At 49.7% G+C, this 26,234-nt stretch carries 27 protein-coding genes; 13 read left to right on the plus strand and 14 right to left on the minus strand.

Annotated elements, in window-relative coordinates:
* From phnD to phnE (SPM24T3_RS15075), 3 genes are all read left to right on the plus strand, one after another.
* Window positions 1-933, plus strand: coding sequence for a phosphonate ABC transporter substrate-binding protein (gene phnD, locus SPM24T3_RS15065; RefSeq protein ID WP_009637644.1), 933 nt, complete (start codon window positions 1-3; stop codon window positions 931-933).
* 211 nt (window positions 934-1,144) lie between these two features.
* Entirely contained in the window at window positions 1,145-2,008 is an 864-nt protein-coding gene (gene phnE / locus SPM24T3_RS15070; protein ID WP_009637645.1) for a phosphonate ABC transporter, permease protein PhnE, read from the plus strand.
* Window positions 2,008-2,937, plus strand: a complete 930-nt coding sequence (gene phnE, locus SPM24T3_RS15075; protein WP_009637646.1) for a phosphonate ABC transporter, permease protein PhnE — start codon at window positions 2,008-2,010, stop codon at window positions 2,935-2,937. The genes phnE (SPM24T3_RS15070) and phnE (SPM24T3_RS15075) overlap by 1 nt, the downstream gene beginning before the upstream one ends.
* A 117-nt stretch (window positions 2,938-3,054) precedes the next feature.
* Here the strand turns inward: phnE (SPM24T3_RS15075) and SPM24T3_RS15080 are convergent, their stop codons facing one another.
* Window positions 3,055-4,434 (minus strand): NAD-dependent succinate-semialdehyde dehydrogenase, encoded by a 1,380-nt coding sequence (locus tag SPM24T3_RS15080; RefSeq protein WP_009637647.1) that lies wholly within the window; start codon window positions 4,432-4,434, stop codon window positions 3,055-3,057.
* A gap of 278 nt (window positions 4,435-4,712) precedes the next feature.
* Here SPM24T3_RS15080 and SPM24T3_RS15085 point away from each other — a divergent pair, with 278 nt between their 5' ends.
* Window positions 4,713-5,054, plus strand: coding sequence for a DHCW motif cupin fold protein (locus SPM24T3_RS15085; RefSeq protein ID WP_009637648.1), 342 nt, complete (start codon window positions 4,713-4,715; stop codon window positions 5,052-5,054).
* Window positions 5,055-5,077: 23 nt separating this feature from the next.
* Window positions 5,078-6,175 (plus strand): D-alanine--D-alanine ligase, encoded by a 1,098-nt coding sequence (ddlA, locus tag SPM24T3_RS15090; protein ID WP_009637649.1) that lies wholly within the window; start codon window positions 5,078-5,080, stop codon window positions 6,173-6,175.
* Between the two features lie 118 nt (window positions 6,176-6,293).
* Here the strand turns inward: ddlA and SPM24T3_RS15095 are convergent, their stop codons facing one another.
* From SPM24T3_RS15095 to SPM24T3_RS15130, 8 genes are all read right to left on the minus strand, one after another.
* Window positions 6,294-6,554 carry a YdgH/BhsA/McbA-like domain containing protein gene (locus tag SPM24T3_RS15095; protein ID WP_009637650.1) on the minus strand — a complete coding sequence of 87 codons (261 nt, stop codon included), beginning with the start codon at window positions 6,552-6,554 and terminating at the stop codon, window positions 6,294-6,296.
* Window positions 6,555-6,771: 217 nt separating this feature from the next.
* The gene (locus SPM24T3_RS15100; protein WP_009637651.1) at window positions 6,772-7,032 is read right to left on the minus strand and encodes a YdgH/BhsA/McbA-like domain containing protein; all 261 of its coding nucleotides are present in this window, start codon (window positions 7,030-7,032) and stop codon (window positions 6,772-6,774) included.
* Between the two features lie 158 nt (window positions 7,033-7,190).
* Complete coding sequence (locus SPM24T3_RS15105) at window positions 7,191-7,451, minus strand: YdgH/BhsA/McbA-like domain containing protein (RefSeq protein WP_009637652.1); 261 nt, start codon at window positions 7,449-7,451, stop codon at window positions 7,191-7,193.
* A gap of 294 nt (window positions 7,452-7,745) precedes the next feature.
* Window positions 7,746-8,006 (minus strand): YdgH/BhsA/McbA-like domain containing protein, encoded by a 261-nt coding sequence (locus SPM24T3_RS15110; RefSeq protein ID WP_009637653.1) that lies wholly within the window; start codon window positions 8,004-8,006, stop codon window positions 7,746-7,748.
* A 194-nt stretch (window positions 8,007-8,200) separates the two neighbouring features.
* Window positions 8,201-8,461 (minus strand): YdgH/BhsA/McbA-like domain containing protein, encoded by a 261-nt coding sequence (locus tag SPM24T3_RS15115; RefSeq protein ID WP_009637654.1) that lies wholly within the window; start codon window positions 8,459-8,461, stop codon window positions 8,201-8,203.
* Window positions 8,462-8,607: 146 nt separating this feature from the next.
* Window positions 8,608-8,868, minus strand: coding sequence for a YdgH/BhsA/McbA-like domain containing protein (locus tag SPM24T3_RS15120; protein ID WP_009637655.1), 261 nt, complete (start codon window positions 8,866-8,868; stop codon window positions 8,608-8,610).
* Between the two features lie 211 nt (window positions 8,869-9,079).
* Window positions 9,080-9,337 (minus strand): DUF1471 domain-containing protein, encoded by a 258-nt coding sequence (locus tag SPM24T3_RS15125; RefSeq protein WP_009637656.1) that lies wholly within the window; start codon window positions 9,335-9,337, stop codon window positions 9,080-9,082.
* Window positions 9,338-9,870: 533 nt separating this feature from the next.
* Entirely contained in the window at window positions 9,871-10,131 is a 261-nt protein-coding gene (locus tag SPM24T3_RS15130; RefSeq protein ID WP_009637657.1) for a hypothetical protein, read from the minus strand.
* Between the two features lie 175 nt (window positions 10,132-10,306).
* Here SPM24T3_RS15130 and SPM24T3_RS15135 point away from each other — a divergent pair, with 175 nt between their 5' ends.
* Together SPM24T3_RS15135 and SPM24T3_RS15140 are read left to right on the plus strand one after the other, a co-directional pair.
* Complete coding sequence (locus SPM24T3_RS15135; protein WP_009637658.1) at window positions 10,307-10,966, plus strand: TetR/AcrR family transcriptional regulator; 660 nt, start codon at window positions 10,307-10,309, stop codon at window positions 10,964-10,966.
* A 23-nt stretch (window positions 10,967-10,989) separates the two neighbouring features.
* Window positions 10,990-11,871 carry an oxygenase MpaB family protein gene (locus tag SPM24T3_RS15140; protein ID WP_009637659.1) on the plus strand — a complete coding sequence of 294 codons (882 nt, stop codon included), beginning with the start codon at window positions 10,990-10,992 and terminating at the stop codon, window positions 11,869-11,871.
* 17 nt (window positions 11,872-11,888) lie between these two features.
* On the opposite strand, the gene abgT is transcribed toward SPM24T3_RS15140, so the two are convergent.
* The 3 genes from abgT to SPM24T3_RS15155 form a co-directional block, all read right to left on the minus strand.
* Window positions 11,889-13,418: a p-aminobenzoyl-glutamate transporter gene (gene abgT / locus SPM24T3_RS15145; protein WP_009637660.1), complete on the minus strand. Its 1,530-nt coding sequence runs from the start codon at window positions 13,416-13,418 to the stop codon at window positions 11,889-11,891.
* A gap of 128 nt (window positions 13,419-13,546) precedes the next feature.
* Window positions 13,547-15,001, minus strand: a complete 1,455-nt coding sequence (locus SPM24T3_RS15150) for a M20 family metallopeptidase (protein WP_009637661.1) — start codon at window positions 14,999-15,001, stop codon at window positions 13,547-13,549.
* Between the two features lie 2 nt (window positions 15,002-15,003).
* The gene (locus SPM24T3_RS15155) at window positions 15,004-16,353 is read right to left on the minus strand and encodes a M20 family metallo-hydrolase (protein WP_009637662.1); all 1,350 of its coding nucleotides are present in this window, start codon (window positions 16,351-16,353) and stop codon (window positions 15,004-15,006) included.
* 142 nt (window positions 16,354-16,495) lie between these two features.
* Between SPM24T3_RS15155 and SPM24T3_RS15160 the strand changes: the two genes are divergently transcribed.
* Together SPM24T3_RS15160 and SPM24T3_RS15165 are read left to right on the plus strand one after the other, a co-directional pair.
* Complete coding sequence (locus tag SPM24T3_RS15160) at window positions 16,496-17,392, plus strand: LysR family transcriptional regulator (protein ID WP_009637663.1); 897 nt, start codon at window positions 16,496-16,498, stop codon at window positions 17,390-17,392.
* A gap of 150 nt (window positions 17,393-17,542) precedes the next feature.
* Window positions 17,543-18,649: a suppressor of fused domain protein gene (locus SPM24T3_RS15165; protein WP_009637664.1), complete on the plus strand. Its 1,107-nt coding sequence runs from the start codon at window positions 17,543-17,545 to the stop codon at window positions 18,647-18,649.
* 66 nt (window positions 18,650-18,715) lie between these two features.
* Here the strand turns inward: SPM24T3_RS15165 and SPM24T3_RS15170 are convergent, their stop codons facing one another.
* Window positions 18,716-20,200, minus strand: coding sequence for an MFS transporter (locus SPM24T3_RS15170; protein ID WP_009637665.1), 1,485 nt, complete (start codon window positions 20,198-20,200; stop codon window positions 18,716-18,718).
* 134 nt (window positions 20,201-20,334) lie between these two features.
* On the minus strand, window positions 20,335-21,387 hold the full coding sequence (locus tag SPM24T3_RS15175; protein WP_009637666.1) for an NAD(P)-dependent alcohol dehydrogenase: 1,053 nt from the start codon (window positions 21,385-21,387) through the stop codon (window positions 20,335-20,337).
* Between the two features lie 253 nt (window positions 21,388-21,640).
* Between SPM24T3_RS15175 and SPM24T3_RS15180 the strand changes: the two genes are divergently transcribed.
* The 4 genes from SPM24T3_RS15180 (at window position 21,641) to SPM24T3_RS15195 (ending at window position 25,779) form a co-directional block, all read left to right on the plus strand.
* Window positions 21,641-22,597, plus strand: coding sequence for an ABC transporter substrate-binding protein (locus SPM24T3_RS15180; RefSeq protein WP_009637667.1), 957 nt, complete (start codon window positions 21,641-21,643; stop codon window positions 22,595-22,597).
* 334 nt (window positions 22,598-22,931) lie between these two features.
* A complete protein-coding gene (locus tag SPM24T3_RS15185; RefSeq protein WP_050956171.1) occupies window positions 22,932-24,056 on the plus strand; it encodes an ABC transporter permease in 1,125 nt (374 codons plus the stop codon).
* Entirely contained in the window at window positions 24,053-24,991 is a 939-nt protein-coding gene (locus SPM24T3_RS15190; protein WP_009637669.1) for an ABC transporter ATP-binding protein, read from the plus strand. The genes SPM24T3_RS15185 and SPM24T3_RS15190 overlap by 4 nt, the downstream gene beginning before the upstream one ends.
* Complete coding sequence (locus SPM24T3_RS15195; protein ID WP_009637670.1) at window positions 24,988-25,779, plus strand: ABC transporter permease; 792 nt, start codon at window positions 24,988-24,990, stop codon at window positions 25,777-25,779. The genes SPM24T3_RS15190 and SPM24T3_RS15195 overlap by 4 nt, the downstream gene beginning before the upstream one ends.
* Window positions 25,780-26,234 lie beyond the last annotated feature (455 nt).

The raw sequence follows: 26,234 nt of genomic DNA on the forward strand, positions 1-26,234 counted from the left end.
ATGAAGAAGCTATTACGTCTGGCGGTATTTGTTGCAGGGTCAATGGCAGCAATGAATAGTATGGCCGCAGATGCACCAAAAGAATTAAATCTGGGGATTCTTGGTGGCCAGAATGCCACACAGCAAATCGGCGATAATATGTGTGTAAAGCAGTTCTTTGATAAAGAGCTGAATGTCGATACCAAATTACGTAATTCGTCTGACTACTCTGGAGTTATTCAAGGGCTGCTGGGTGGGAAAGTCGATATGGTATTAAGCATGTCACCTTCTTCTTATGCCTCGGTTTATTTGAATAATCCAAAAGCGGTGAGCATTGAAGGTATTCTGGTCGATGATACCGACCAGTCACGCGGTTACCACTCGGTAGTGCTGGTTAAAGCTGACAGTAAGTATAAAAAAGTTGAAGACCTTAAAGGCACCGCATTTGGCTTTGCCGATCCGGATTCAACGTCGGGTTACCTTATCCCGAATGCCGCCTTCAAGAAAATGTTTGGCGGCACGACTGACGATCAGTACAACCATTTCTTCTCAAGTACCACGTTCTCTGGCGGCCACGAGCAAGATATTCTTGGCGTGCTGAATGGTCAGTTTGCCGGTGCAGTCGCCTGGTCATCAATGATTGGCGATCCGTCAACGGGTTATACCTCGGGTGCTTTTGGCCGCATGATGCGCATGGACCATCCAGACCTGATGAAGCAAATCCGCATCATTTGGGAGTCACCATTGATCCCGAACGGTCCAATTCTGGTCAGCAACTCTTTACCCGCCGATTTTAAAGCTAAAGTCGTGGCGGCTATCAATAAGCTGGATAAAGAAGATCACGCCTGCTTTGTCAAAGCCGTGGGTGGCAACCAGCACATTGGCCCTGCGAGTATCGCTGATTATCAACAGATCATCGATATGAAAAGAGAGCTTACTCAAGGTAGTCGCTAATATCCTTTATCTTTAAGCCGCTAAGGTGTTGGCTGCTTTATTCGCCCCGGTCACTTATTTAATGTAGTTACCGGGGACTTGTTTAGTCGCCGCCTTCTGGCTACCTGTAATCCATGGGATATAGGCAATAACTTATCTTCTCACGTCCTAATAAGATTAACTTAAGCACTGATAATAACTTTCTCCGCCATTAACTTGTGGAAGCCTTATTTTGAATACAGAATTTCACCATTATTACCAGCAAATACGCAGCAAGCAAAAACGTGAGGCGCTGATATGGTCTGGCTTGATGTTGGTCCTTTATTTATGGGCGGGGAGTATTTCTGAACTCAATCTAAAAACTATTATTGTCAACGCGCCGCATTTCTTCGACTATATCGGTCAGACTGTGCCGACATTACACTGGGACGTTCTGTTTGCCGATGGTCATACTAAAGGCTCTTTTGCTTACTGGGGCTATCGCCTTAATATTCAGTTACCGCTGATTTGGGAAACCATCCAGCTGGCTTTTTCTTCGACAATTCTGTCGACCTTATTATCCGTGGTACTGGCATTTATCGCCGCTAACAATACGGATTCGCCAAAATGGCTTAAATTTAGCGTGCGAACCTTTGTTGCTTTCTTGCGTACCATGCCAGAGCTTGCCTGGGCGGTGATGTGTGTAATGGCGTTTGGGATTGGTGCGATTCCCGGTTTTATTGCCCTGACTCTGCACACTGTTGGCAGTCTGACTAAACTGTTTTATGAATCGATTGAAACTGCTTCAGACAAACCGGTGCGTGGTTTAAAAGCCTGCGGTGCGGGCCGTTTGCAAAGAATGCGCTATGCGCTTTGGCCACAGGTGCAGCCAATATTTCTCTCTTACAGCTTTATGCGTCTTGAAATCAACTTCCGCCAGTCAACTATCCTTGGTCTGGTCGGGGCCGGTGGAATAGGGCAGGAACTGATGACCTCAATCAAGCTGGACCGGTACGATCAGGTTAGCATGACCTTATTGCTGATTATTCTGGTGGTGTCGATTATGGATTACGCCTCCGGCAAACTGCGCAAGCGCGTCGTAGAAGGAACATTCTGATGCTGACAGGTTCGTTGAATACCGCAGCGGTGGAAAGCATGAAACAGCAACATCCGCATCTTTTTGCTGCCCAGCGGCGTTATCTGCGTTCTCTGGCGATTGCAGTTGCCGCTATCGTGCTTTATTACCTGTTTTTCTTCCACTTTTACGGCATTGCCTTGCCACAGTTTGCTCGAGGCTGTGCAGATATTGGCCAATACTTCTTGCGGATGTTTGTCTGGCAGAACTTCTCCCAGTGGCCACTGATGTATTACTTCACGCAAATCGCTATCACCTTGGCAATTGTATTTGCCGGCACTGTCACCGCCTCATTTTTGGCACTGCCACTGTCTTTCCTGGCGGCTCGCAATGTGATGTCGACTCCAGTGTTACGACCTATCTCACTGATAATTCGCCGTATTATGGATGTTCTTCGCGGGCTGGACATGGCTATATGGGGCTTGATTTTTGTTCGTGCGGTAGGCATGGGGCCGCTGGCGGGTGTGCTGGCTATTATCATGCAGGACTTGGGTTTACTGGGTAAGCTGTTTGCCGAAGGGCATGAAGCGGTTGAGCGATCTCCAAGTCGAGGATTACGCGCGCTGGGGGCCAATCCATTGCAAACTCATCGTTTTGGGATTTTTACTCAATCTTTTCCCACCTTTTTGGCGTTGTCGTTGTATCAGATTGAATCTAATACCCGTTCTGCGGCGGTGCTGGGATTTGTCGGCGCGGGTGGGGTAGGCCTGGTGTATGCCGAGAATATGCGCCTGTGGAACTGGGACGTAGTGATGTTCATCACACTGATTCTGGTGGTTATCGTGATGGCCATGGATAAAATATCATCGATGCTGCGGGCAAAATATATTGTTGGCAAAGAGATTGATTTATACAAATCCGAGGAAACAAAGCGCCCAAAAATGGAGTTGTTTCGCGGTGAGCAGGATTAGAATTTTATAAAAGAGATGCTGCTGATAAAAGGGATTTTGGATGGGGGAGTTACTAAAAAATGCAGTCTTTCACTCCCCCGGAACTCCCCGACCGAGGGGGAGTTAATCAGATAAATATTAAGATTTTTCGGCCAGTACGACCAATTTTTGGTTCACAAATTCTTTAATACCCAGATCGGAAAGCTCGCGGCCAAAACCTGAACGTTTAACTCCACCAAACGGAAGCTCGGGGGCGGTGTTAGTCAGCGAGTTGACATAAACCATCCCGGTTTCAATCTGCGTTGCCAGTTTGCGCGCGCGTTTTAAGTCACGAGTAAACAGGGCACCCCCCAGGCCGTAGTGTGAATCGTTGGCCAGTTTCACCAACTCCTCATCATTTTTAACCACGTAGAACTGCGCGACCGGTCCGAAAAACTCTTCGAAATATGCCGGATTATCACGAGTGATGCCGGTCAAAATGGTCGCAGGATAGAAATTACCCGGATTGTTGCCGATAGGCTCGCCACCAAGATGCAGCTTGGCACCGTGTTTAACCGCCTCTTTCACCTGCTTGGTCAGGGTCTTCAGCGCGTCAGCAGAAGAAAGCGGACCCAGCGTAGTTTTGCTATCCAACGGGTCGCCAATTTTCAGCTCACTTAAATGCTGGGTGAACTTTCTGAGAAATTCATCCGCCACTTTTTCATTGACGATAAAGCGTTTCGCCGCGGTACAAACCTGGCCCGCGTTGGCAACGCGCGCTTGCGCACCCACTTTGGCCGCCAGGTCGATATCGGCATCTTCCAACACGGCGAAAATATCGTTACCGCCCAACTCGAGCGTGGATTTTTTAAGCTTGCCTGCTGCTCTTGATGCCACAGCAGCACCGGCTTTTTCAGAACCGGTCAAAGCCACACCCTGTACGCGGTCGTCATCAATGATTTCTGATACCTGATCGGAAGAGATAAACAGGTTGGTATAAGCCCCTTTTGGCGCGCCTGCTTCAATAATCAGTTTCTCAAAGGTTTCTGCGCTATGAGGGACGATGCTGGCGTGCTTGACCAATACACTGTTACCCGCTGCGAGATTAGGTGCCAGTACGCGGATCAACTGATAGAACGGGAAGTTCCAGGGTTCAACCGCCATAATCACCCCTATCGGTGAATTTTCGACCCACGCTTCACCCAGGCTAGATTTGTACGGCACGGGTTTCAGAAACTCTTCGGCGTTTTCCGCATAGTATTTGGCAATGTCGGCAGTCAGTTGAACCTCGGCACGGCTTTGCTCGATCAGTTTACCCATTTCGGTACTGATACCTTGAGCCAGTTCTTCAACTCGCGAGGAAATAATCTGCGACAGTTTATGCAAGACTTGCAGACGAGGCTGGATATCGCCCTGAGCCCATGTGGATTTATACAACTGGTGAGCCGTTTCCAAAGCCTGTTCAACCTGCTGATCATTATGAGTTTGATATTCTTTGATGAGCTTGTTGTTGAAAGGATTGATAGTTTGATAAGGCATGAATTGCTCCTTGTTTTGCTGCTCGGAGACACAGAAAAAGGTTAACTCTCCGAACATGAATTGAGGTGCGTTATTCAGCATTTGCTGCGGCTGAACATTAAGCATAGTCAAACGACTGCGTATTTTTGAGCTTTAGCTGCGGTTTACATAACTTTTCGTTATTAAAATTCCTCTTTCTAACCGTTTGCCCGCTTTCTTAATCTACGGAACGCATTAGGCAATTGATCGCCAAGCCATTCACTTCTATTCTGGAATCCCCCGTTTTGCACGAGACTAAGATGAAATTATCAGCTATTCCGTTTTGTACTACCGATTGGAGCACGATTGAGCCGACTCGACACGCGGGTGAAAATGGCGAAGCCCTGTGGCGTACTCAGCATTTTGGCGACGAAACCCAACCTATTCGGGTGCGTATTGTCGAATATTCGGCGGGCTATCTGGCCGATCACTGGTGTGAGAAAGGGCATGTCCTGTTCTGCCTCGAAGGTGAATTGCATACCGTGCTCGACGATGGCCGCAAATTTGTTTTAACGCCGGGCACGAGCTATCAGGTCGCGGATCACGCCGAAGCGCATCAATCATCAACCCCAATCGGCGCAAAATTGTTCATCGTTGATTAAAAGCAGTCTGTGAGGAGTAGAAATTGAGTAAATTACGCGTGGGTATCATTTTTGGCGGCAAATCATCAGAACATGAGGTGTCATTGCAATCCGCCCGCAATATCGTTGATGCCTTAGATCAGCAACGTTTCGACGTCACTCTGCTGGGAATCGATAAACAGGGTGAATGGCATATTAACGATGCCAGTAATTATCTGCTCAACGCTGAAGATCCTGCGCTGATTGCCCTGAATCGCTCAAACCAGCAGGTAGCGCTGGTGCCCGGTCTGGAAAAAAATCAGCTGATTGATACTCAGGATGCGCATGCCATGTCGCAGCTTGATGTCATTTTCCCGATTGTTCACGGCACGCTGGGTGAAGACGGTTCATTGCAGGGACTGCTGAGGATGGCCAATATCCCTTATGTCGGTTCCGGGGTACTTGGCTCGGCGGTGTGTATGGATAAGGACGTGACGAAACGGCTGCTGCGTGATGCCGGACTTAACGTTGCGCCTTTTGTTACCCTCACTCGCCGCACGCGGGCGCAAACCAGTTTTGACTATGTGGTGGAACAACTCGGGCTGCCGCTGTTTATAAAACCGGCTAATCAGGGGTCGTCAGTAGGCGTTAGTAAGGTCAAGAGCCGTGATTCTTACGAACAGGCCTTAGACAGCGCGTTTAGTTATGATCACAAAGTATTGGTCGAATCGGCGATTAAAGGTCGAGAGATCGAATGTGCGGTATTAGGTAATGATTTTCCTAAGGCCAGTACCTGCGGTGAGGTGATCCTGCACGATGAATTTTATTCCTACGACACTAAGTATATAAATGAGCAAGGCGCGTCAGTTGCTATTCCTGCCAATATTGCTGCTGAAATTAACGACAAAATTCGCGCTATCGCCATTCAGGCTTATCAGGCACTGGAATGTCGCGGTATGGCGCGGGTAGACATTTTCCTCACCGAAGAGGGAGAGGTGGTAATAAATGAAATCAACACATTGCCTGGCTTTACCAATATCAGCATGTATCCCAAGCTTTGGGCAGCCAGCGGTCTGGATTATACCGCGCTGATTACTGAATTAATTGAGCTGGCGATTGAACAGCATCAGTTAGACAGTGGCTTAAAAAGCTCGTCTAGCTAAGGTATTTAAACCTCTTGACCGGCATGAATTAAAGCTGGGATTGTAAATTGCAGACACGAAAAAGGCGGCAAACGCCGCCTCTTCAGCTTTATTACTTGTGGTACTAAAACTGTATAACTTATTTATAAATTTCTGCGGTACCAAACAGGTGATTATCACCACCGGCAGCTACGATGCGGTAAGAACTTGCACCTTCCTGAGCGGCTTTGGCAGCCAATTTACCCTGCAGAGAACTTAAATCATTACCGTTAGTTGTAGCACTTACTGTACCGATACTTTGTGCGTTAACGGGAGCAGAGGTTACTTCAGTAGCAGCAAAAGTTGCGAATGAAGCGGTAGTCAGTGCGATCACTGCAAAAGCTTTTGTCAGGTTTTTCATAATATTTGTCCTATATGTCGTTGTTGTCTAATTTCAGTGACGGTATTTTTTACCGCTCGCTTGAGAAATTAGAACCTTAATACTGTCCGATTTATCAGGTCTCGCACTAACGTGTAATGACCTTGATAGTTACCCTTACTTCCTACAACTCACTTCAGTCACTTCAGTCACTTCAGTCACTTCAAATCATTCAAATGTATTGGCGATAACGTCAACCTTATTTGTAGATTTCAGCGGTACCGTACATGTGATTTTCACCACCGGCAGAGATGATGCGGTAAGAACTTGCACCTTCCTGAGCGGCTTTGGCAGCCAATTTACCCTGCAATGCACTCAGGTTGCTGTCGTTAGTTGAAGCACTAACAGTACCTAAAGTTTGCGAATCATTTGGCGCCATATTCACTTCGGTAGCGGCGAAAGTCGCGAATGAAGCGGTAGTGAGTGCGATAACAGCAAATGCTTTAGTCAGGTTTTTCATGGTCTTATTTCCTATTCTTGTTTATTTCAGTCTTAATATTCAGGAGGACGATATTTGTTATCGTTCGTTAACTAAATACTAAGCCTTGAGACTGTTTGATGCAAGATGTTTATTTAATAATCGTTAACTAATTGTGCTGATCGATTTATTGCTAACGCTTATTTGTAGATTTCTGCAGTACCGTAAAGATGGTTTTCACCACCGGCAGAGATGATGCGGTATGAACTTGCACCTTCCTGCGAGGCTTTGGCAGCCAGTTTGCCTTGCAGCGAGCTGAGGTCACCGCCGTTCACAGAGGCGCTAACAACACCGACACTCTGTGAACCCGCTGGCGCCATGTTGACTTCAGTAGCAGCGAAAGTAGCGAATGAAGCGGTAGTCAGGGCGATAACGGCAAATGCTTTAGTCAGGTTTTTCATGATTGCTTCCTCATTAATTTGTTTTCCGAAATCATCACTTATCGACTTCGGTGATTAATTCTTGTTCGTCGTTATTAATTAACGTTCGATAAGTTAATGATAGAGGCAGATCAGTTTCTGTGCAATCTGTTTTTATATTAATCGTTAACTAATTGTGCTGATCGTTAAAACGAGGATCTGAAAGGGGGCATTTTAGAAATGAAAAAGGCGACCAAAGTCGCCTCTTCTTCACACTACTTATATCGATGACACAACACATATTATCTATATAACAACATAAATTTGTTCAGAGAATTATTTATAGATTTCTGCGGTACCGTAAACATGGTCTTCACCACCGGTAGAGATGATGCGATATGAACTTGCACCTTCCTGTTCGGCTTTAGCCGCCAATTTATCCTGCATGGTACCTAAGTCACCGTTATTTGCCGATGCGCTTACCATACCCACGCTGTGTTGGCCTGCGGGAGCTGCATCAACTTCTGTAGCTGCAAAAGTGGCAAATGAAGCGGTAGTCAGTGCGATCACTGCAAAAGCTTTAGTCAGGTTTTTCATGATTTAGTCCTATTAGTCGTTGTTGCTTAATTTTCAGTGACGACATGAGTGCCGTTCGCATTATGAAATTAAGCGAATTTACTGTCCGATGCCTATCGTCGGGGCTTTTGCCTCTACGAAAGGTCTTAACCCTTACTACTTAACTTATGTCACTAATTTCTACGCCAGATGTGTCTTAAACTGTAGCGCCAAGCTTATTTATAGATTTCTGCAGTACCGTACATGTGGTTTTCACCGCCGGCAGAAATAATACGATAAGAACTTGCACCTTCTTTAGCCGCTTTTGCAGCCAGTTTGTCTTGCAAAGTACCCAGGTCACTATTGTTGGTTGAAGCACTCACCATACCTGCGCTTTGTTGACCTACTGGTGCAGAATTAACTTCTGTGGCAGCAAAGGTAGCGAATGAAGCAGTAGTCAGTGCGATAACGGCAAAAGCTTTAGTCAGGTTTTTCATGATTTTTACTCCTACTCTTTTAAGTTCACTGTAATTTTCAAGGGGACGATATTTGTTATCGTTCGTTAACTAAATAGTAGTCCCTGATTCCGTATGCTGCAAGTTGTTTATTTAATAATCGTTAACTAATTGTGCTGGCTGAGCTGTTATTTATAAATTTCTGCGGTGCCATAAAGATGATTTTCACCACCGGCAGAAATGATGCGATAAGAACTTGCACCTTCTTTAGCCGCTTTTGCAGCCAGTTTGCCTTGCAGCGTAGTCAGGTCATCGCCGTTTGTGGATGCGCTTACTACACCAACGCTTTGTGCGCCTGCCGGAGCAGAGTTCACTTCAGTTGCTGCGAAAGTAGCAAATGACGCGGTGGTCAAGGCGATAACAGCAAATGCTTTAGTCAGGTTTTTCATGATTGCTTCCTCATTATCTTGTTTGCCGAATTTGATGCTTATCAAACCCGGATAAATTTTCTTGTTCGTCGTTAACCTGAAATGTTTATTAGTTAACGTTCGATAAGTAAATGATAGGAGCTGTTCGCAATCTGTGCAATATGTTTTTATATTAATCGTTAACTAATTGTGCGGATCGCTGATTGAGCAGGGAAAGTGAGTAGATCAAAACTTATTTATACAGCTCGGCGGTACCATGAAGCTGGTTGGCTCCTGTGGCAGAAATAATACGAAAAGACGTGGCTCCGGCTTCCTCTGCTTTGGCATTGAGATTACGTTCAAGGTTTGAAAGGTCATTGCTCGCGGTTGCGGACACTTCGCCGATTTTCTGCGCGTGAGTCGGTGCTTGAATAACTTCAGTTGCAGCCAGGCTAGAAAATGATGAGGTAGCCAGCGCTAATGCGGTAAAAATCATGCTTAAGATTTTCATGTTCGGTATTCCTGATAATGGATAAATGCGAATTAAATGGTGATTCACAAATAAATTAACACTCGATAATTAAATGTTATTCATATCCGATCGCTATAGCAATTTATTTTTATATCGATTGTTAACTAAATGTGCTGTAGCACGCTAACTCCCAGAAGTAGTGGGAGATTTCCGCAGGTTAGCCACCAGAAGATGTTCACCAATAATGCTGGGTGATCTGTAATTTCAAGTGATTCTAAAGATTGCACTCTGAATGAGTGAAGAAGAGTAAAATCTGACAGGCATGTTTGTAAGATATTAAATCACATTGCTTTTTTCATTAATCTGCAATGGTTATCCAATATAGTCATTCGGAAATGTTTCAATAAAAGTTTATTTTAATACCTACTAATAAATTCTTGAGCTATGGGGGGGAGGGTGTTAAAAAAGAAGGCAGCCCAAATGCACTGCCTTTGCTTTTTTAAAGCCTGTTCATCTTCAGAAAGGCTTACCGCCAGCTAGCGGTGGCTTTGACGGGATGCATTTACCAAGGATTAATAGTAAATGGCTGATGGCGCGTTACGAGCCGCATTGGGGGCTGGTGGAATGGTCGGTGAACTCGTAATACCAGGTTGTAGCGGTTTACGATTCAAGGTGCCCTGTGGCGGTTGGACAACATTGCTGTCGCCAGTCACATTGACCATTGCGATTTCCTGAGTCTGCGCAGGCATCATGTAAGTCTGCTGTGCGGCAACATTAGCAACCGGCACAGCGGTCAATGCCAGTACTGCAAGAACTAATTTGATGTTTCTCATGATGTTATGTCCTGGGTGACTATTTTATAGCTGGGTCGATATCCGTAGGGAGTGATTTATTTATCGCTCGATAATTAAATATTAATCTCTACTGGACTTCTTCGCAACTATTTTTAATAATGATCGTTAAGATATTTTGACAACCATAATCACAATGGTGATGAAAGGAGGGTGTATGAGCACTGAACAGACGGCACTAGTCCGTAAAAGTCGTGGTCGCCCAAAACAGTTCGATCGTGGAACTGCTCTGAGTAAAGCGCTAAATCTGTTCTGGCGTCACGGCTATGAAGCAACATCGTTAGCAGACTTGGTTGAAGCAACTGGCGCCAAAGCCCCTACCTTGTATGCTGAATTTGGCAACAAAGAGGGTTTGTTTCGTGCGGCTGTAGAGCATTATCTGGCAACCTTTTATGAAAAAAGTTTGTGTTTGCTGAGTCGGTCAGACCTGTCTGTCGAACAGACTATCGAGCAGTATCTGCGTACCACGGCAGAGATGTTCACTGACTGCGACACCCCGAACGGCTGCTTTATTATTAGCGCTGCCTCAGGAATGTCTGCCGCATCGCAGGAAATATCCGAGATGTTGCGTTCGCGCCACTTGTCTCAGGAACGCACGCTGTTTGAATTTTTCGAGAAGAAAAAACTCACGGGTGAATTCCCTGGCGATACTGACAGTTCGCTGCTGGCAAAATATGTTGCCACCACCGTTCAGGGAATGTCTGTGCAGGCTCGTGATGGGGCCAGCAATGAACAGCTGGATGCCGTTATTGATATGTTGATGTATGTATGGCCACAGCTACGTACTGTTCCAATGGCTAAGACCGTTGCACACTAAAAACTCTTTGAGAATCAGGTGCCATGGCATTAGCCGACGTGGTTAGAAATAAGATTGAGCGCCAGGTGTTAAGCATTTCTGGCCTGGCGCTGGGAGGAATAGACTTTGAACAGCCTCTTGGTGATGTCGGGCTTTTTGGCCCTGACAGCGTAGTGTGGCGCGTTCATGGCGATTTCTCGAGCATGCTGTGTGGTGGCGTCAGTGCCTTGCTGCTACAAATGCTCCATCCTCTTGCTCTGGCGGGCGTGTGGGACCATTCGAACTTTCGCCAGGACATGCTTGGACGTTTACGACGTACCAGCCAATTCGTTTCAGGAACCACCTTTGCCTCGTTGGCCGATGCCGAAAAGCTTATCGAGCGCGTAAAATCCATTCATTTAAACGTCACTGGCCAGGATGCCCGCGGGCAGCCTTATGCAGCCAGCGATCCAGAATTGCTGGTCTGGGTACACGTCGCTGAATCCTATAGTTTTCTCCAATCCTATCTTCGCTATCGCAACCCCAGTTTAAGTCTGGCCGAACAGGATCAATACTACCTTGAAGTTGCTCGCGTTGTTGAAGGTTTGGGCGGCGAAAACGTGCCCACCAACGTACAGCAGATCAACGCCTATTTAGAAAATATTCGCCCTTTATTACGCTGCGACGAAAGAACTCTAGAAGTGGTGAGACTGCTGAAAAATGCCCCGGCACCCAGTAAAATTGCGGTGCCGGTCGGCAAACTGATGGTCTGGGCAGGCATCGAACTCTTACCGCAGTGGGCGCAAGATCAGTTGGGGATTAAAATCTCGCCATTGACCCGTAAGGGGATTGAGTTTTCCATGCATCGGGTGGCTAAAGTACTGCGCTGGGCAGTGCGCAATGGTTCCTGGAGCAGGGCGATGCGGCGCGTAGGACGATTGCCCTAGCGCCGCAGGTGTCCGCTTTAAGACGGCATGTGCGGATAGACGCCCGGACCAATCGGCAGCCCCAACAGATACCAGACCACCAGCATTAACAGCCAAACGATGAAAAATACCACCGGATACGGCAGCACCAGCGAGTAGTAGGTGCCAAGCTGCGCATTCTTGTTGTAACGTTGCAGGAATCCCAGGAACAGCGGCAAAAACGGTGACATCGGGGCCAACGGCAGCACAGAAGAATCGGCGATACGGAACACGATTTGTGCAAAGGCCGGATGAAAGCCGAGTAGCATAAACATTGGAATGAAGATCGGTGCCAGTATTGACCAGATAGCCGATCCGCTGGCGATAAACATGCACAGCAGTGCCGACAGGAAAATCAGCCCGACGAACGCCGGTATGCCAGTCATCCCCAGTTTTTCAAGCACATCGGTCAAGCCGATCGCCATAAATTTGCCCATATTGCTCCAGTTAAAAAACGCCACAAACTGGGACAGCGGGAAAACCATCACGATAAAACCTGCCATGCCTTTCATTGGGTCGACTAACAGATTCGGAATGTCACTTTGCGATTTGATCTGTTTAGTTACCAATCCATAAGGGATCGAGACCACGAAGAAAAATAAAATAATCAGCGGCACGATACCCATAATGAACGGCGACGGAACAATGCCGTGAGTATGCGGATTGCGCAGCGGTGCAGATTCCGGCACCACCAGCAAAGCCACCAGCGCGATAAAGATTACAGCCGCAATCCCGCTGGCCGCCAAACCACGATTCTGCTGCGGGCTCAACTTCTTCATCTGCTCGTTGCGTTCGCCCTCATAGGCTGGCAGCCGCGGTTCAACAAACTTGTCGGTAAGAATACCACCGACCAAAGTCAGTAAAATCACCGAGGCGGCCATAAAGTACCAGTTATCCACCACGCTGACTTGTACCGCCGGGTTAATCACTTTTGCGGCTTCCGAGCTAAGGCCGGAAAGCAATACGTCAGTGGTCACTATCAGCAAGTTAGCCGTAAATCCGCAACCGACACCGGCGATAGCAGCCAGCAAACCGGCAACCGGGTGGCGTCCTACGGCAAGAAAAATCAGCGCGCCCAACGGTGGCATCACCACAAGTGCCGCATCGGAAGAAATATGGCTAAAGAAAGCGATAAAGATAACCAGATAGCTGGCATAGCGAGCGCTAACACCGGCCGCCATTTTATACATCAGGCTCTGCAACAGGCCGACGCGCTCGGCAAGGCCCGCGCCTAGCACCAGTGCCAGAATGGATCCCAGTGGTGCAAAGCCGCTAAAATTCTTTACTACGTTGGGCAAAATCCACTGTATTCCCTCGACGCTGAGTAGATTTTTAACGTGGATAATCTCGCCATTGGTCGGATTGACCGCGGTAATATTGAGCCAGGATATCGCGGCGCTGCTTAACATCAGCAGCACTATTAGATAGACAAACAGTAAAAATGGATTGGGGATTTTATTCCCTACGCGCTCAACCCAGCCGAAGAAGCCGCCTGGGCTGTGATGATGTTCCTGTGCTTCAATACTCATAAAACCCCTCGTCGAAAATAGTCGTCATTGAATTCCGCCGGTCATGCCGTGCGGTTTTATTATTTTTTATACCCAGCGGCGAGATTGAACGAAGCTCGGCGCTGGGTAGTCGATCTTTTTAACGTGTTTTACTTTAAAGGTGAAGGTTTAATCCCCTCCGGGATTGGGCAATGATAAGGACGACGGTTTCGAGCGGCGCGATGCTCCTGTTGACAGGCTTCCAGCAGCGCCGGTTCACTGAGCAGGGCAATCGCGGTTGAACCCATCACTTTTGCGGCCAGACACATACCCTTGTGTGCCAGAGAAGTTCTGCCCTGCGAGACGATTTGCCAGGTGTGCAGCGGCGAGCCAACCACGAAGCACGGGCTGAAACACTGCGCGGTGGGCACCAGCCAACTGACGTCGCCGACGTCGGTGGAACCATAAAGAATATTGTCGTTGGCGCAATAGGGCGCGACAGAATCGGTCAACGGTGACTTGCGCAGCGTTTCTGCAAACTCACGCCCCGCAGTGCCGCCCGTTTTTGCCATACTGTTCAGGCTATTATCAATATCCTGATCGTTCAAGGTAGCATAAATTGATTGCGCAAAGGCTCGCTCTTCTGCCGTGTAGTCTGGCGTGCCAAAGGCTTGCACGTACTGGTACATCAGGGATTCAAGCTCGCGGTTCGGCGCGTAGTTAGAGCAGGCTTTATCGAAACGCAGGGTCATTTTGGTGCCCGTCATCAGCGCCGCGCCTTTGGCAATATCAATCACCCGCTCAAAAATAGCCTGTGCCTGATCCAGCTGCGGCGCGCGAACCAGATAAAGGACTTCTGCATCGGCCTGCACCACATTTGGCGAAATACCTCCGGCATTGGTTACCGCATAATGGACTCGCGCTTCCTGAATAATGTGCTCGCGCAGGAAATTGGCGCCAGTGTTCATCAGGGTTAACGCATCCAGCGCGCTGCGGCCCAGATGCGGCGCGGCAGCAGCGTGAGAAGCCGCGCCTTTAAAATGAAACGCCGCCTGAATATTGGCAAGTGTCGGGTTGCTGAACATGCCGCTAAAGGTTTCCGGATGCCAGGTTAGTGCCGCGTCAACGTCGTCGAACAGGCCCTCGCGCGCCATAAAGGTTTTACCCGAGCCGCCTTCCTCGCCGGGACAGCCATAAAATCTTACCGTACCTGCGATGCCTTCTCTTTCCAGCCAGGCTTTCACTGCCAGCGCGCCGCCCAAAGCCGCCGTGCCCAGCAGATTATGGCCGCAGCCGTGGCCATTACCGTTTTCTTCCAGCGGCTCGGCATAGTCACAACCAGCCTGTTGACTCAGGCCTGCCAGCGCGTCGAATTCTCCCAGCAGGGCGATCACCGGTTTACCCGCACCCGTGCTGGCGATAAATGCCGTTTCCATGCCGCCGACGCCGCGTTGCACCTGAAAACCGCTGGCTTGCAGTTTGTCGGCCAACAGGGCTGAGGAATGAGACTCTTCAAAACGCGTTTCCGGATGATCCCAGATTTCGTCACTGATCGCCGAAAGTGCGTCTCGCTGGTTGTCGATAAAATCATTGATAAAACTGATCACAGGTTTTGAGGCAGACATATTCACTCCTTGTTGAAAGAGGCAATGTTAAGCGCCAGCGCGGCCAGCGTTTTAATCCCCTGAGTCATGACTTGTTCGTCAAAATCGAATTTTTCGTTGTGGTGACCCGCGCTGAGATCGGTGCCGAAAATAACATAAGACGCCTCACCGCCCAGCGATTTCACCCGTTCCATCATGTAAGTGGCATCTTCCGAACCGGCTGCGCCTTCCTGACGGTCAATAATTTCCTCAAACAGACCCAGTTTTTGTGCCTGTTGATGAATGTAATTGACCCATGCGGCAGTAGGTTTGCTGCTTTGCGCCGCACCCATCAGTTTGGTTTCAAACTGCACCTGATACATTTCTGCCGCGCCGGAAATCACCTTCAGCGCCTGCTGGTAGATAAATTCGTTAACCTCGTTAGTCGCGCCGCGCGTTTCAACCTTCATCATGGCGCTGGACGGCACCACGTTACGACCCGTGCCCGCCTGCAACACGCCAACATTGATCCTCGAGCTGCCCGCGCTGTGTCGTGGCAAGGCATGCAGGCCGAGAGTTGCCTGGGCCGCAGCCAGCAAAGCATTGCGACCCTGTTCTGGATTGCCGCCTGCATGGGCCGCGACGCCGGTGAAAGTCACGTCGAGTTTGGTGGTCGCCATAAATGTATCATTGCCACAAACGATATGATTGGCGGGAACGCCGGTGCCGATGTGCACGGCGGTGAAGAAGTCGACGTCGTCTACCACACCCGCGGCGACCATTGATTTCGCGCCGCGCGTGCCTTCTTCGGCAGGCTGGAAAATGATTTTAACGGTGCCGCAAAGCTGGTCGCGGATTTCCATTAGTAGCTGCGCCAGACCTAATCCAATCGTGGTGTGGCCGTCGTGGCCGCAGGCGTGCATCATGCCGCCGTTCAAAGAGGCAAAACCTTCGCGGAATGGGCGATGCTGGTCGTTAAGTACTTCATTAAGGTCCAGTGCATCCATATCAACGCGATAACCTATCACCGGCCCCGGTTTACCGGTCACCAGCGTGGCTACTACACCGGTAAAACCGCCTGAAAAATGCGGCATCCAGCGGGCAATGGCTCCTTGTTCCAATGCACGCTTTTCGTGCTGCTTCAAAACTTCGGCAGACGGCAAGCCCATGCGCGAATCCGCATCGATCACTTCACGGCCTAATTGCAGCTGATAACCCAATTCACAAAGGCGTTCGGCGACCAGCGTCGAGGTACGAAACTCCAGCCAGCCTGACTCCGCGTACTTATGCAGGTCGCGGCGGCGCTGTTGCAGCGCGGGAAAAATGTGGTCAACGCGCTCGGCAAGCTTGTGCAATGAGGAAATTTCGCCTGCTTCTGATGTCTTTAAAGCCATGATGAGATCCTTTTTTCTCGCGGTAATAGCGGTTTTTTTCAAAGGTGAGATTTGACACTTTGATTTCAATGTACACAAAGCAACCATGGCGTATAAGATGCCAAAATCTTTTTGGTGATAATCAGGGGTTATCAATCAGAGCATGTCTTCATCAATAAAAATGCATCAGCTACGCGCCTTCGTGGCCGTTAGCCGCCAGGGCAGCATTCGTGCCGCAAGCCGATTTTTAAGTTTGTCGCAGCCAGCCTTGACCAAGTCGATAAAAGAGCTGGAAGACAGCCTTGGCGCACAGCTGTTTATCCGCCGGCGTCAAGGGGTAACGTTGACCGAATGCGGTGAGATTTTTTTCAAGCGTGCCAGCCTGATACTCGAGGAATTACGGGTCGCGCAGGACGATATAGCTCAACGTTTGGGCGCCACCAGTGGACAGGTAAATATCGGCATTGGTGCCAGTATCGCGCGGACTATCATGCCTGAGGTGATCGATCGTTTTCATCGCGAGTTCCCGGATGTCAAAGTCAGGATCGCCGAAGGGCAGCTGGTGTCGATGATCCCTGAATTGAGGCAGGGTGAATTGGACTTTACTATCAATACTTATTATCAAAGTGCCTATGATAACGAACTGTTATACGAAAAACTTATGGATAAGGAGTATCGCGTGGTGTGTCGGCGCGGCCATCCGCTGGAAAAGGCGCGCACCATAAAAGAGTTGCTGCACTGTGACTGGACCTTGCCGACGCCGCGTGGCAGCTATTACAAACTACTCGGCGAGATGTTTAGCGAGCTGGAGGTGGAGCCGAAAATCAGCGTGGTCTGTGAAACCTTTATGTCATGCACCAGCCTGCTGGCCAAAACCAATTTTCTGTCGGTGCTGTCGGTCGATATCATCAATGATCCGCTGATGGGGCAGAGTCTGGTTGCACTGGATTTAGATCTGCCATTGCCAAAAGCGACCTTCCACCTTATTCAGAGAAAGGATTCGACGCTGTCGCCGATGGCTGCCCAATTGGCGCAACTATTCCGGCTCTATTGTCGTTAATCAACCTCGGCCCGGTAAAATGGCTATAAATCGTGGTATTAACCGCGTATTCCCTGAGTTTTGGGATTTTTGCCCGTTATGTTAGCGCACAAGACGTTCTACACTTTATCTCAAAGAGAATAAGAAGCGGCTTAATCCTATTGAGGTAACATGCGCCAGTCAGAAATACTCGCCAAAGTCAGCAACGATAAACAGACTCTGATTGCGATGGTCGAACAGGACGATCGCGTCGTTTATCTTTATATTTATGCGCGTGAAGATCTGCGCGATCGTTTCCCAAGGATGCGCGGATGTTGGGTCAGAAATCTTTCTCCGGCCCCGACACAGGACGATAATCAGGCGCTGGAACAAGGCCTGCCTCCGATGCTCGCCGCACAGTATTGCCGCAGCCTGGAGGCCGAGGCACCGCTGGATCCCGCCGGGATTCAGATTCTATGGAATGAAAGCGATGACGGCGCGGCGCTGTGGTATCACGGGCTGTTGCTGGCGGTTATCCCTGGCTGGAGCCTGTATATCGATCACTCCGTCAGCTATTCGGCTGGCTGTATTCAGCAAAACTCTCTGACTTTTCCGCTGGGCTCCGCTTCAACCAACACCCAGTACGCACTGGCGGATAAAACTCGTCAATTCTGGCGCGATTGGGCACAGGAAGAGCATAATCCGTGGCCGAAAATCCAGCGTAACTTCACAACCTGCTATGAGCAGCGCTTTGGTCCGGCGGTAAAATATTACGCCATCGATCAAGGGACCTGGCCACCGATGGCGATTTCCCAGCATGAGGATGATCACAATTATTATTTCTTTACCCTAGGCATGAGCATTCGACCGATGCCGCAGATTGAGCTGATTTTTAACGACGAAGCCGAGCATCATCGTCGTATCGAGCTGGCGTTTGCGGTAGGCAAGGAATATGTCGATGAAGCCAATGCGGTGCAGATGGCCAGCGCGATGTCTAACTATGCGCAGCTACCATGGACCACGCTGAGCTGGCTGGGGGAAGGGCACACGCTGCTTTCGCCGGTGGCACCGCTGGGTTATGAGGGGCATGTGATCTCCACCGCGCTTGGCGATTCGCTGGGTAAATTTCAGCTGCCGCGCTGTTATGGTGACCCGGTTAATCTGCTGTGGATTAGCCCGATTGTCGCCACCGAAGTTGAATTTGCCCAAAGCCGCCCTAACGGGGGCAATGAGCTGGTGGCTCTGCTAAGGGAAGCGGGCATCGGGCCTGTTTTCGCACCACGCGCGACGGTGGTTTAAGCCGCGAAACGAAAATTGCAGGACGCCAATGCCTTGCCTGATAGCTGATATTCTGTGAGTCAGCGTTTAGACTGTTTTTTCAAAATCTTCGGCGTCCACGTCATAACCAGACGGTTCCCAACGGATAGCCAGCAGGATAAGAACGCCCACCAGCGGTGCCAGGCCGATCGCCCAAAACACTTTGGTACCCAACGCGGCGGTCAGTACCGGGAACAGAAACAGTGAAGCCGTCGAGCTGACACGCGAAACAACCTGGCTCAGGCCGACACCGGTCCCACGCAGCGAAGTTGGGTAGCTCAGCGAAGCGTAAGTCATTGAGTGTGAACCCGGTCCGATACCCTGACCAAACAGGAACAATGCCAGCATCGAAATTGAGATAGCGGCCTCTGCGCTGTCTGCTGGACGGCCAACCAGCGCTAGGCCAATCATCGCAATCAGCTGGAAGGCGTACCCGACGACAGTCATATTCCATGCGCCAATCTTCGAGACAAAACGTACCGCCAGCAGGCCGCCGACAAATGCGAAGCACAGATTAAGGCCCAGCGAGAACAGAATAGTGCTAATCACCGACTGTTTCAGGAAGGTCGAAAGGATAACCGGCAAGCCAAAAGCCACGGCGTTGTAAGCAAACGGCGAAGCGACGGACATCACGCTGACCAGCAGAGTTCGCTTGAAATAAACGCCTTTCCACAGTTGGCCATAGTTGCTCCATGCCGCTTTGCGCACTGCTGGCTGAGCTTGTTGGTCGGCGTCAGCTGCCACTTCAACGTTAATATTGTATGAACGACGCAGGATAGCGGCAGCGCCTTTCAAATCACCCTGATTGGCGGTCCAAACCGGTGATTCATTCATATAACGATGGCGGATAGCAATGATTAATATTGCCGGAACGGCACCGAAGCCGAGAATCAAACGCCACAACAGGCCGGTATCTTCCGCAGGTAACACGGCATAAAGTAGCAGCACCAACAGGTAGGAAATACTGATTGCGGCATACCAGGTCGGGCACCACATCGCCACCCGCGACGCTTTGTTACCGCGCCCGGAAAGCTTGGAAAACTCGGCCAGGAAGGCCATCGCCACCGGCAGGTCAATGCCTACGCCGACGCCCATCACAAATCTTGAGCCGCCAAGTACCCATGCATTCGGGGCAAAGGCACAGGCCAGCGCGGCGATAACAAAGAAGAACATATCGGCCATAAAGACCCGATAACGACCAATTTTGTCAGTCAGATAGCCGCCAAACAGCGCGCCAACGATTGCGCCAAGTGTAATCGCCGAAGCGACCAGACCGGCACCCGAAGGAGTCAGGCCAAATTGGCGAGTGATGTCTTTCATGCCGAAAGCTAAACCACCGAGATCATAGGCGTCGAGGAAAACGCCACCCAGTGCAATAGCGACGACAATGCGAGCGTCGCTGAGTTTGGTTGCGCCCTGATTAACCAGACGAGTGATATCCGACGCAGAACGGATGAGCGTCGGTTGGTCACCGGCGCTTGACGTGTTGTACCCTGATGAGGCGGCGGTAGAAGCCGCAATAGTGTCAGACATTTTTTTAATTACGCTTTTTAATAAAAAAAGCAGTATAGACGTCCAGACAGCCAAGCTTCAAGCGCAAATTAGTTATTGTTCAAAATAAAAAACTTTAAATGTTGCAACCAAAAACAACACCCATTGCCGAAGAGTTACTCCCAAATCAGCACTGCCTTGATTACGTTACCGTTATGAGCATCCTTCACGGCGCGATTGATGTCGTCGAAATCGTAATAAGTTATCAACTGTTCAATGGGGAACCGCCCCTGTTGCCAGTATTCGACAAGTTTGGGGATAAAGTCCTGCGCAACGGAATCTCCCTGGATAACGCTGATAGCTTTACGACCACGGGTAAAAGTTTCCCCGGCTGAACCGGTCAAACGCACCAGCGTGCCGCCTTCTTTCAACACTTCCTGAGCCAACTCGTCGAGATGCCTGATCCCGGTGGTATCAATCACGTAATCAAGATGCGGGCATAAAGTCTCAAGATAGTTTTCCTGATCTGAATTGATGCTTTCAGTCGCTCCCAATCTTACCGCCAGAGCAAGACGGGCTGGGTCGCGATCGACTGCGATAATGGTTTTAGCTCCGGCGATTTTAGCGGCCATAATCGCAGCTAGCCCAACTGCGCCAGTCCCCATCACCATTAGGCTCTCACCCGGTTGAACGTTTAAAGTATTTAATACTGTTCCCGCACCGGTTTGCAGACCACATCCCAAAGGGGCCAGCAGGTTAAGCGGCAGGCCAGGATCGACCTTTACCAGATTCTGCTCTGTTACCAGGCAGTAATCTGCAAACGCGGACTGACCAAAAAAGTGACCATCAATGCCTTCAGGGTAAGCGCTGCTACCGTCAAGGCGTTGAAAGCCAAAGTTTAACTGTGAGAAATGTTCGCAGTTATAGGGATGATGTTCTTCGCAAGGGGAGCATTTACCGCAGGACTGATAAGACAACACCACGTGGTCGCCGGGTTTGACGCGAGTTACCGCGCTGCCGACCTGTTCGACGATGCCAGCGCCTTCGTGTCCCAAAACTGCGCCTTCAGTCATAAATCCCAAATCAGTATGGCAAATACCGCAGGCCACAATTCTCACCCCGACTTCGTATTCAAGCGGGGCTTTGAGCTCGAATTCTCTAAAATTTAAGTGATGATGGCCGTTAACCACAGCGGCGTGAGTGATTCTTGGTTGGGTGATATTGCTCATATCTGCCTCTCTTCACGATTAAAAGCCGCATTATTGCGGCGTGATTATCAATGCGGAACAATTCAGCGAAGTTTTAGTAAAGCTAAGCACTTAAAGTAATTTCACTCCCTGCCTGGCGACTGGTTTTATGGCTGGCACATTTTGTGCTCTCTGCAAAAATTGAACTATCCTTGTAACACTCTCATTTTATGAACAGATTCTGCTTTTTTTACATTGATCTCAGCCGATCTTTACCCAAATAAGAGGAAAAAACATGGCGCGCCCAACAGGAAATGCTCGTTTAAGAAGTATAGCTGCCGCAACGGCGTTGGCCGTGGTAACTACCTTCAGTTTATCCGCTCACGCAGCCGACAGCGTGAAGGTTGGCTCAAAAATCGATACTGAAGGGTCGTTATTGGGAAATATTATTGTTCAGGTACTGGAGGCAAACGGCATCAAGACCACCAATAAACTTCAGTTGGGCAATACCAAAGTGTTGCGCGGGGCAATCACCGCCGGAGAAATTGATATCTACCCGGAATATACCGGCAACGGCGCGTTTTTCTTCTCGGATGAGAAAGATCCCGCGTGGAAAAATGCCCGACAGGGCTATGAGAAAGTCAAAAAGCTCGATTACGATCAGAATAAAATTGTTTGGCTAGACCCATCACCGGCCAACAACACTTGGACTATTGCGGTACGCCAGGATGTTGCCAAAGCCAATCATCTGCAAACTCTGGCCGATCTCGGCAAGTGGATTAATGGCGGCGGAGATTTCAAACTGGCCGCCTCGGCTGAATTTATCGAGCGCCCCGATGCTCTCCCTGCGTTTGAAAACGCCTATGGCTTCAAGTTAAATCAAAACCAGCTGCTGTCGTTGGCCGGTGGTGACACTGCCGTAACGATTAAAGCCGCTGCCGAGAAAACCTCGGGCGTCAATGCGGCAATGGCATACGGCACCGATGGTCCGGTCGCAGCATTAGGTCTGCAAACTTTGCAGGATCCGCAAGGCGTACAGCCGATTTACGCCCCAACGCCGATTATTCGTGAAGCAGTTTTGAAAGAATATCCGCAGATCCCTGCGCTGCTAAAACCAGTATTTGCCTCTCTGGACGGGCCGACGCTGCAAAAACTCAATGCGCAGATTGCCGTAGGGGGTGCCGATGCCAAGAAGGTTGCTGCCAAGTATTTGCAGAGCAAGAATTTTATCAAAAATACTCGTCGTCCTTGAAGCTGCAACATCGTTGGCTGCGCTCACACACCCAAATCACTGACTTGAGTCAGCTCATTGGGATGCATTTACTGGCCGCCTTGTTGCAACGTCAATGACCTAGAGTATTTGGAGGAGTGGCCTTGAAGCTGCAACATCGTTGGCTGCGCTCACACACCCAAATCACTGACTTGAGTCAGCTCATTGGGATTCATTTACTGGCCGCCTTGTTGCAACGTCAATGACCTAGAGTATTTGCATGGATGGTTCTTGAATCGAATATTTCCATTGGGGGAGTGGTTTGAGCCGGGTAGTTAAAACCAAGTTAATTAAAAATCGCGTGCTGCTGACGCTGATGGTGTTGCTAATTATTGCCGGGGCGAGTTTAGCTTTCATTACCCATGCGCCGAATCGGCTAATTTCGGGAACAGGTATTCCACTGCAAAACTTGCTGCAAGGGCCTGCGGTGCTGTTGCTGGTGCCTGTGATTTTGCTATTGGTAATGTCTTTTATTGCTCCTTCACGACCTGTTTATTTACTGGTTATGTTGCTGGCAGAACTGCTGCTTGCCGCGCTGGTGGCACTGTCAGGCCATGCGGCATTCAAAATGACCGGCGGCGATGAAGACAGTCTGGCGCGAATTTCTTTCGGCGGCGGATTTTGGGCCTGTTGCGCCTTGTCGCTGCTGATTGCCTCGGATGCCATCAGCCGCCTAACCGCTAATCACAGCTGGCGTGTTCTATTAAACCTGCAACTGGTTATTCCGATTGTGTTACTGCTGTTCACTGGCCAGCTGTCGCAGCTTTCTCTACTAAAAGAGTATGACAACCGATCGGACGTCTTCGATGACGCGCTGTGGCAGCATCTCGGCTTATTGGTCGGTACGCTGATCCCGGCGATTCTGATTGGTCTGCCGCTGGGCATTTTTTGTAGCCGCTCGCCGCGCTGGCAGCCTTCGATCCTTTCAGTATTGAATATTATTCAAACGTTGCCTTCTATTGCGCTATTTGGACTGTTACTGGCACCGCTTGCAGAACTGGCGAAAGCTGTTCCATGGCTGGCGAATCATGGCGTGAGCGGGATAGGCGCGGCCCCGGCCATTATCGCCTTGGTGCTTTATTCGCTATTACCACTGGTGCGCAGCGTGATTGCCGGAATGAACTCGGTAGCGCCGAGCGTTATCGAGTCGGCCACGGGGATGGGCCTCAGCCGTTTACAGGTGTTTTATAAAGTACAAATCCCAATTGCCTTGCCGGTTATTTTGTCGGGTATCCGCATTGTGGCGGTGCAAACCGTGGGCATGGCGATGGTGGCAGCACTGATTGGAGCCGGAGGACTGGGGGCTGTCATGTTCCAGGGGTTATTGAGCAGTGCGCTGGATTTGGTCTTGCTCGGGGTGATCCCTGTGGTGTTGATGGCGGTAATCATCGATGGAATATTTAAATTTTTAGTCTCAATTCTGGAGACCTCGCGCAGATGATTAATTTTTCTCAAGTCAGCAAACATTTTGCCGGTAAAGCCGTGGTGCAGGATCTCAATTTGCATATTGCCAAAGGTGAGTTCACCGTGCTGATCGGCACTTCCGGCTCGGGCAAATCAACCACGCTGAAAATGATCAACCGCCTGGTGGAACACGATCAGGGGCAGATTACCTTTGCCGATGAGCCTATCGAGAAATTCCGTGCCGAAGATCTGCGCCGCCGGATGGGCTATGCAATTCAGTCGATCGGGCTTTTTCCGCACTGGACGGTAGAGCAGAATATCGCCACCGTGCCGCAATTGTTGAAATGGCCGCAGGCAAAAATTCGCGATCGGGTTACCGAGTTAATGGAGCTGCTGCATCTGGAACCTCAGCAGTTTCGCAAACGTTACCCGCACCAGCTTTCCGGCGGTCAGCAGCAGCGGGTCGGCGTGGCACGTGCTTTGGCCTCTGATCCGGAAGTGTTGTTGATGGACGAACCCTTTGGCGCGCTGGACCCGGTAACCCGAGCGGCGTTACAGCATGAAATCGCCCGTATTCATCAGCTTTCTGGCCGCACTATCGTGCTGGTTACTCATGACATCGACGAGGCGCTAAGCCTGGCCGACCGTATCGTGTTACTCAACGACGGGCAGATTGTGCAACAGGGCACGCCGCTGGAATTGCTAACCCGTCCGGCAACGCCGTTTGTGGCAGACTTTTTTGGCCGCAGCGATAGCGGTATCAAACTGCTTTCCCTTTTCCTGGTCGGGGAGCGAACGCGTAAAGGCGAATTTGCTACCGGTGAACCGGTACCCGCTGCAATGACCCTGCGCGAGGCTTTGTCGGTGTTTATTGCTCGTCATACCCAGCGATTGCCGGTGGTGGATGAGCATCAGCAGCCGCTGGGTGTTTTGCACTTTGATGATCTTTTGAACACGAGGGCCGAATCGTGAGCCACCTCGAGCATCATGCTAAAAAAAAGGGTCGTGCAGTTTGGCTGCGCGCTCTGTGCGACCCTTTGCCGTGGGTGATTTTGGTGTTTCTTGCTCTGATTTTTGGCATGAGTTCATTAGGCTGGTTATTTCACTGGCTGTTCCCGGATCTCGACCGCCCAGTGTATCTGCAAGACAGCTTTGCCCGTCTGGTTTGGGCGCATTTGCTGCTGGTAGGCGCATCAAGCCTGATTGCGGTAGTCATCGGCATGCTGGCGGGGATTGGCGTTACGCGAGCTGCAGGTAAGGAGTTTCGCGCACTGGTTGAAACGCTGGTCGCTATGGGGCAAACCTTTCCGCCGGTGGCCGTCCTGGCCATCGCAGTGCCGGTGATGGGATTCAGTGAAAAGCCGGCGATTATCGCGCTGGTGCTTTATGGGTTGTTACCCATCTTGCAGGGGACCATCGCCGGGATTGAATCGGTTCCCGCTTCGGCCCGTGAAATTGCCCAGGGGGTTGGCATGAGCCGTTGGCAAATCCTGACTCGCGTCGAGTTGCCGCTGGCTGCGCCAGTGATCCTTTCAGGCATTCGCACCTCGGTGATTATCAATATTGGTACCGCCGCAATTGCATCAACGGTCGGTACACAAAGCCTCGGCTCGCCTATTATTATCGGCTTGAGCGGATTTAACACTGCCTATATTTTACAGGGTGCAATCGTAGTTGCGCTGCTGGCTATTATTGTGGATATGGCTTTCGAGCGCTGGAGCCATCGTTTGCAAAACTGGCAGCCTCCAGCCCAAGGTTAATTCATTTTATTTTAAATTAACGACTAATCAATTAAGCAACGTGAGATAATTGACTGGATAATAGCAGATCCTGATTTTGCACCGACATAATATGAATCGCATTTAATAAAGTCTGCTGAATTTTTTCTGCAGCAGCAATAATATTATCGTAAGGCGTGACAATATTATTTGGCAGGGAGAAGGATTTTTCTAACAGATCTTGATTTAATGTTTTTAACCTCGGTGCGGGTATCGGTTTGAATAAAGGCCGAGGAGCCGGTAATGGTTGTAGAGAAAGTCGAGGCGCTGGAATCGGTTTGCTGATCTGATTTTTATTACTTGTTTCTATAAGTGCTGGCCTAAATCCTCGTAAAAGCTCAGAAAGCTTGTTGGAATAGGCTAGAGAATCTCTGGGCGTGGTGCCTAAAAATTCGGCAGGAAGTGCTTTTCTCTTGGCTGATGCCAGGCTGTCGGGG

This window comes from Serratia sp. M24T3 (assembly GCF_000257645.1).
Taxonomy (GTDB): domain Bacteria; phylum Pseudomonadota; class Gammaproteobacteria; order Enterobacterales; family Enterobacteriaceae; genus Rouxiella.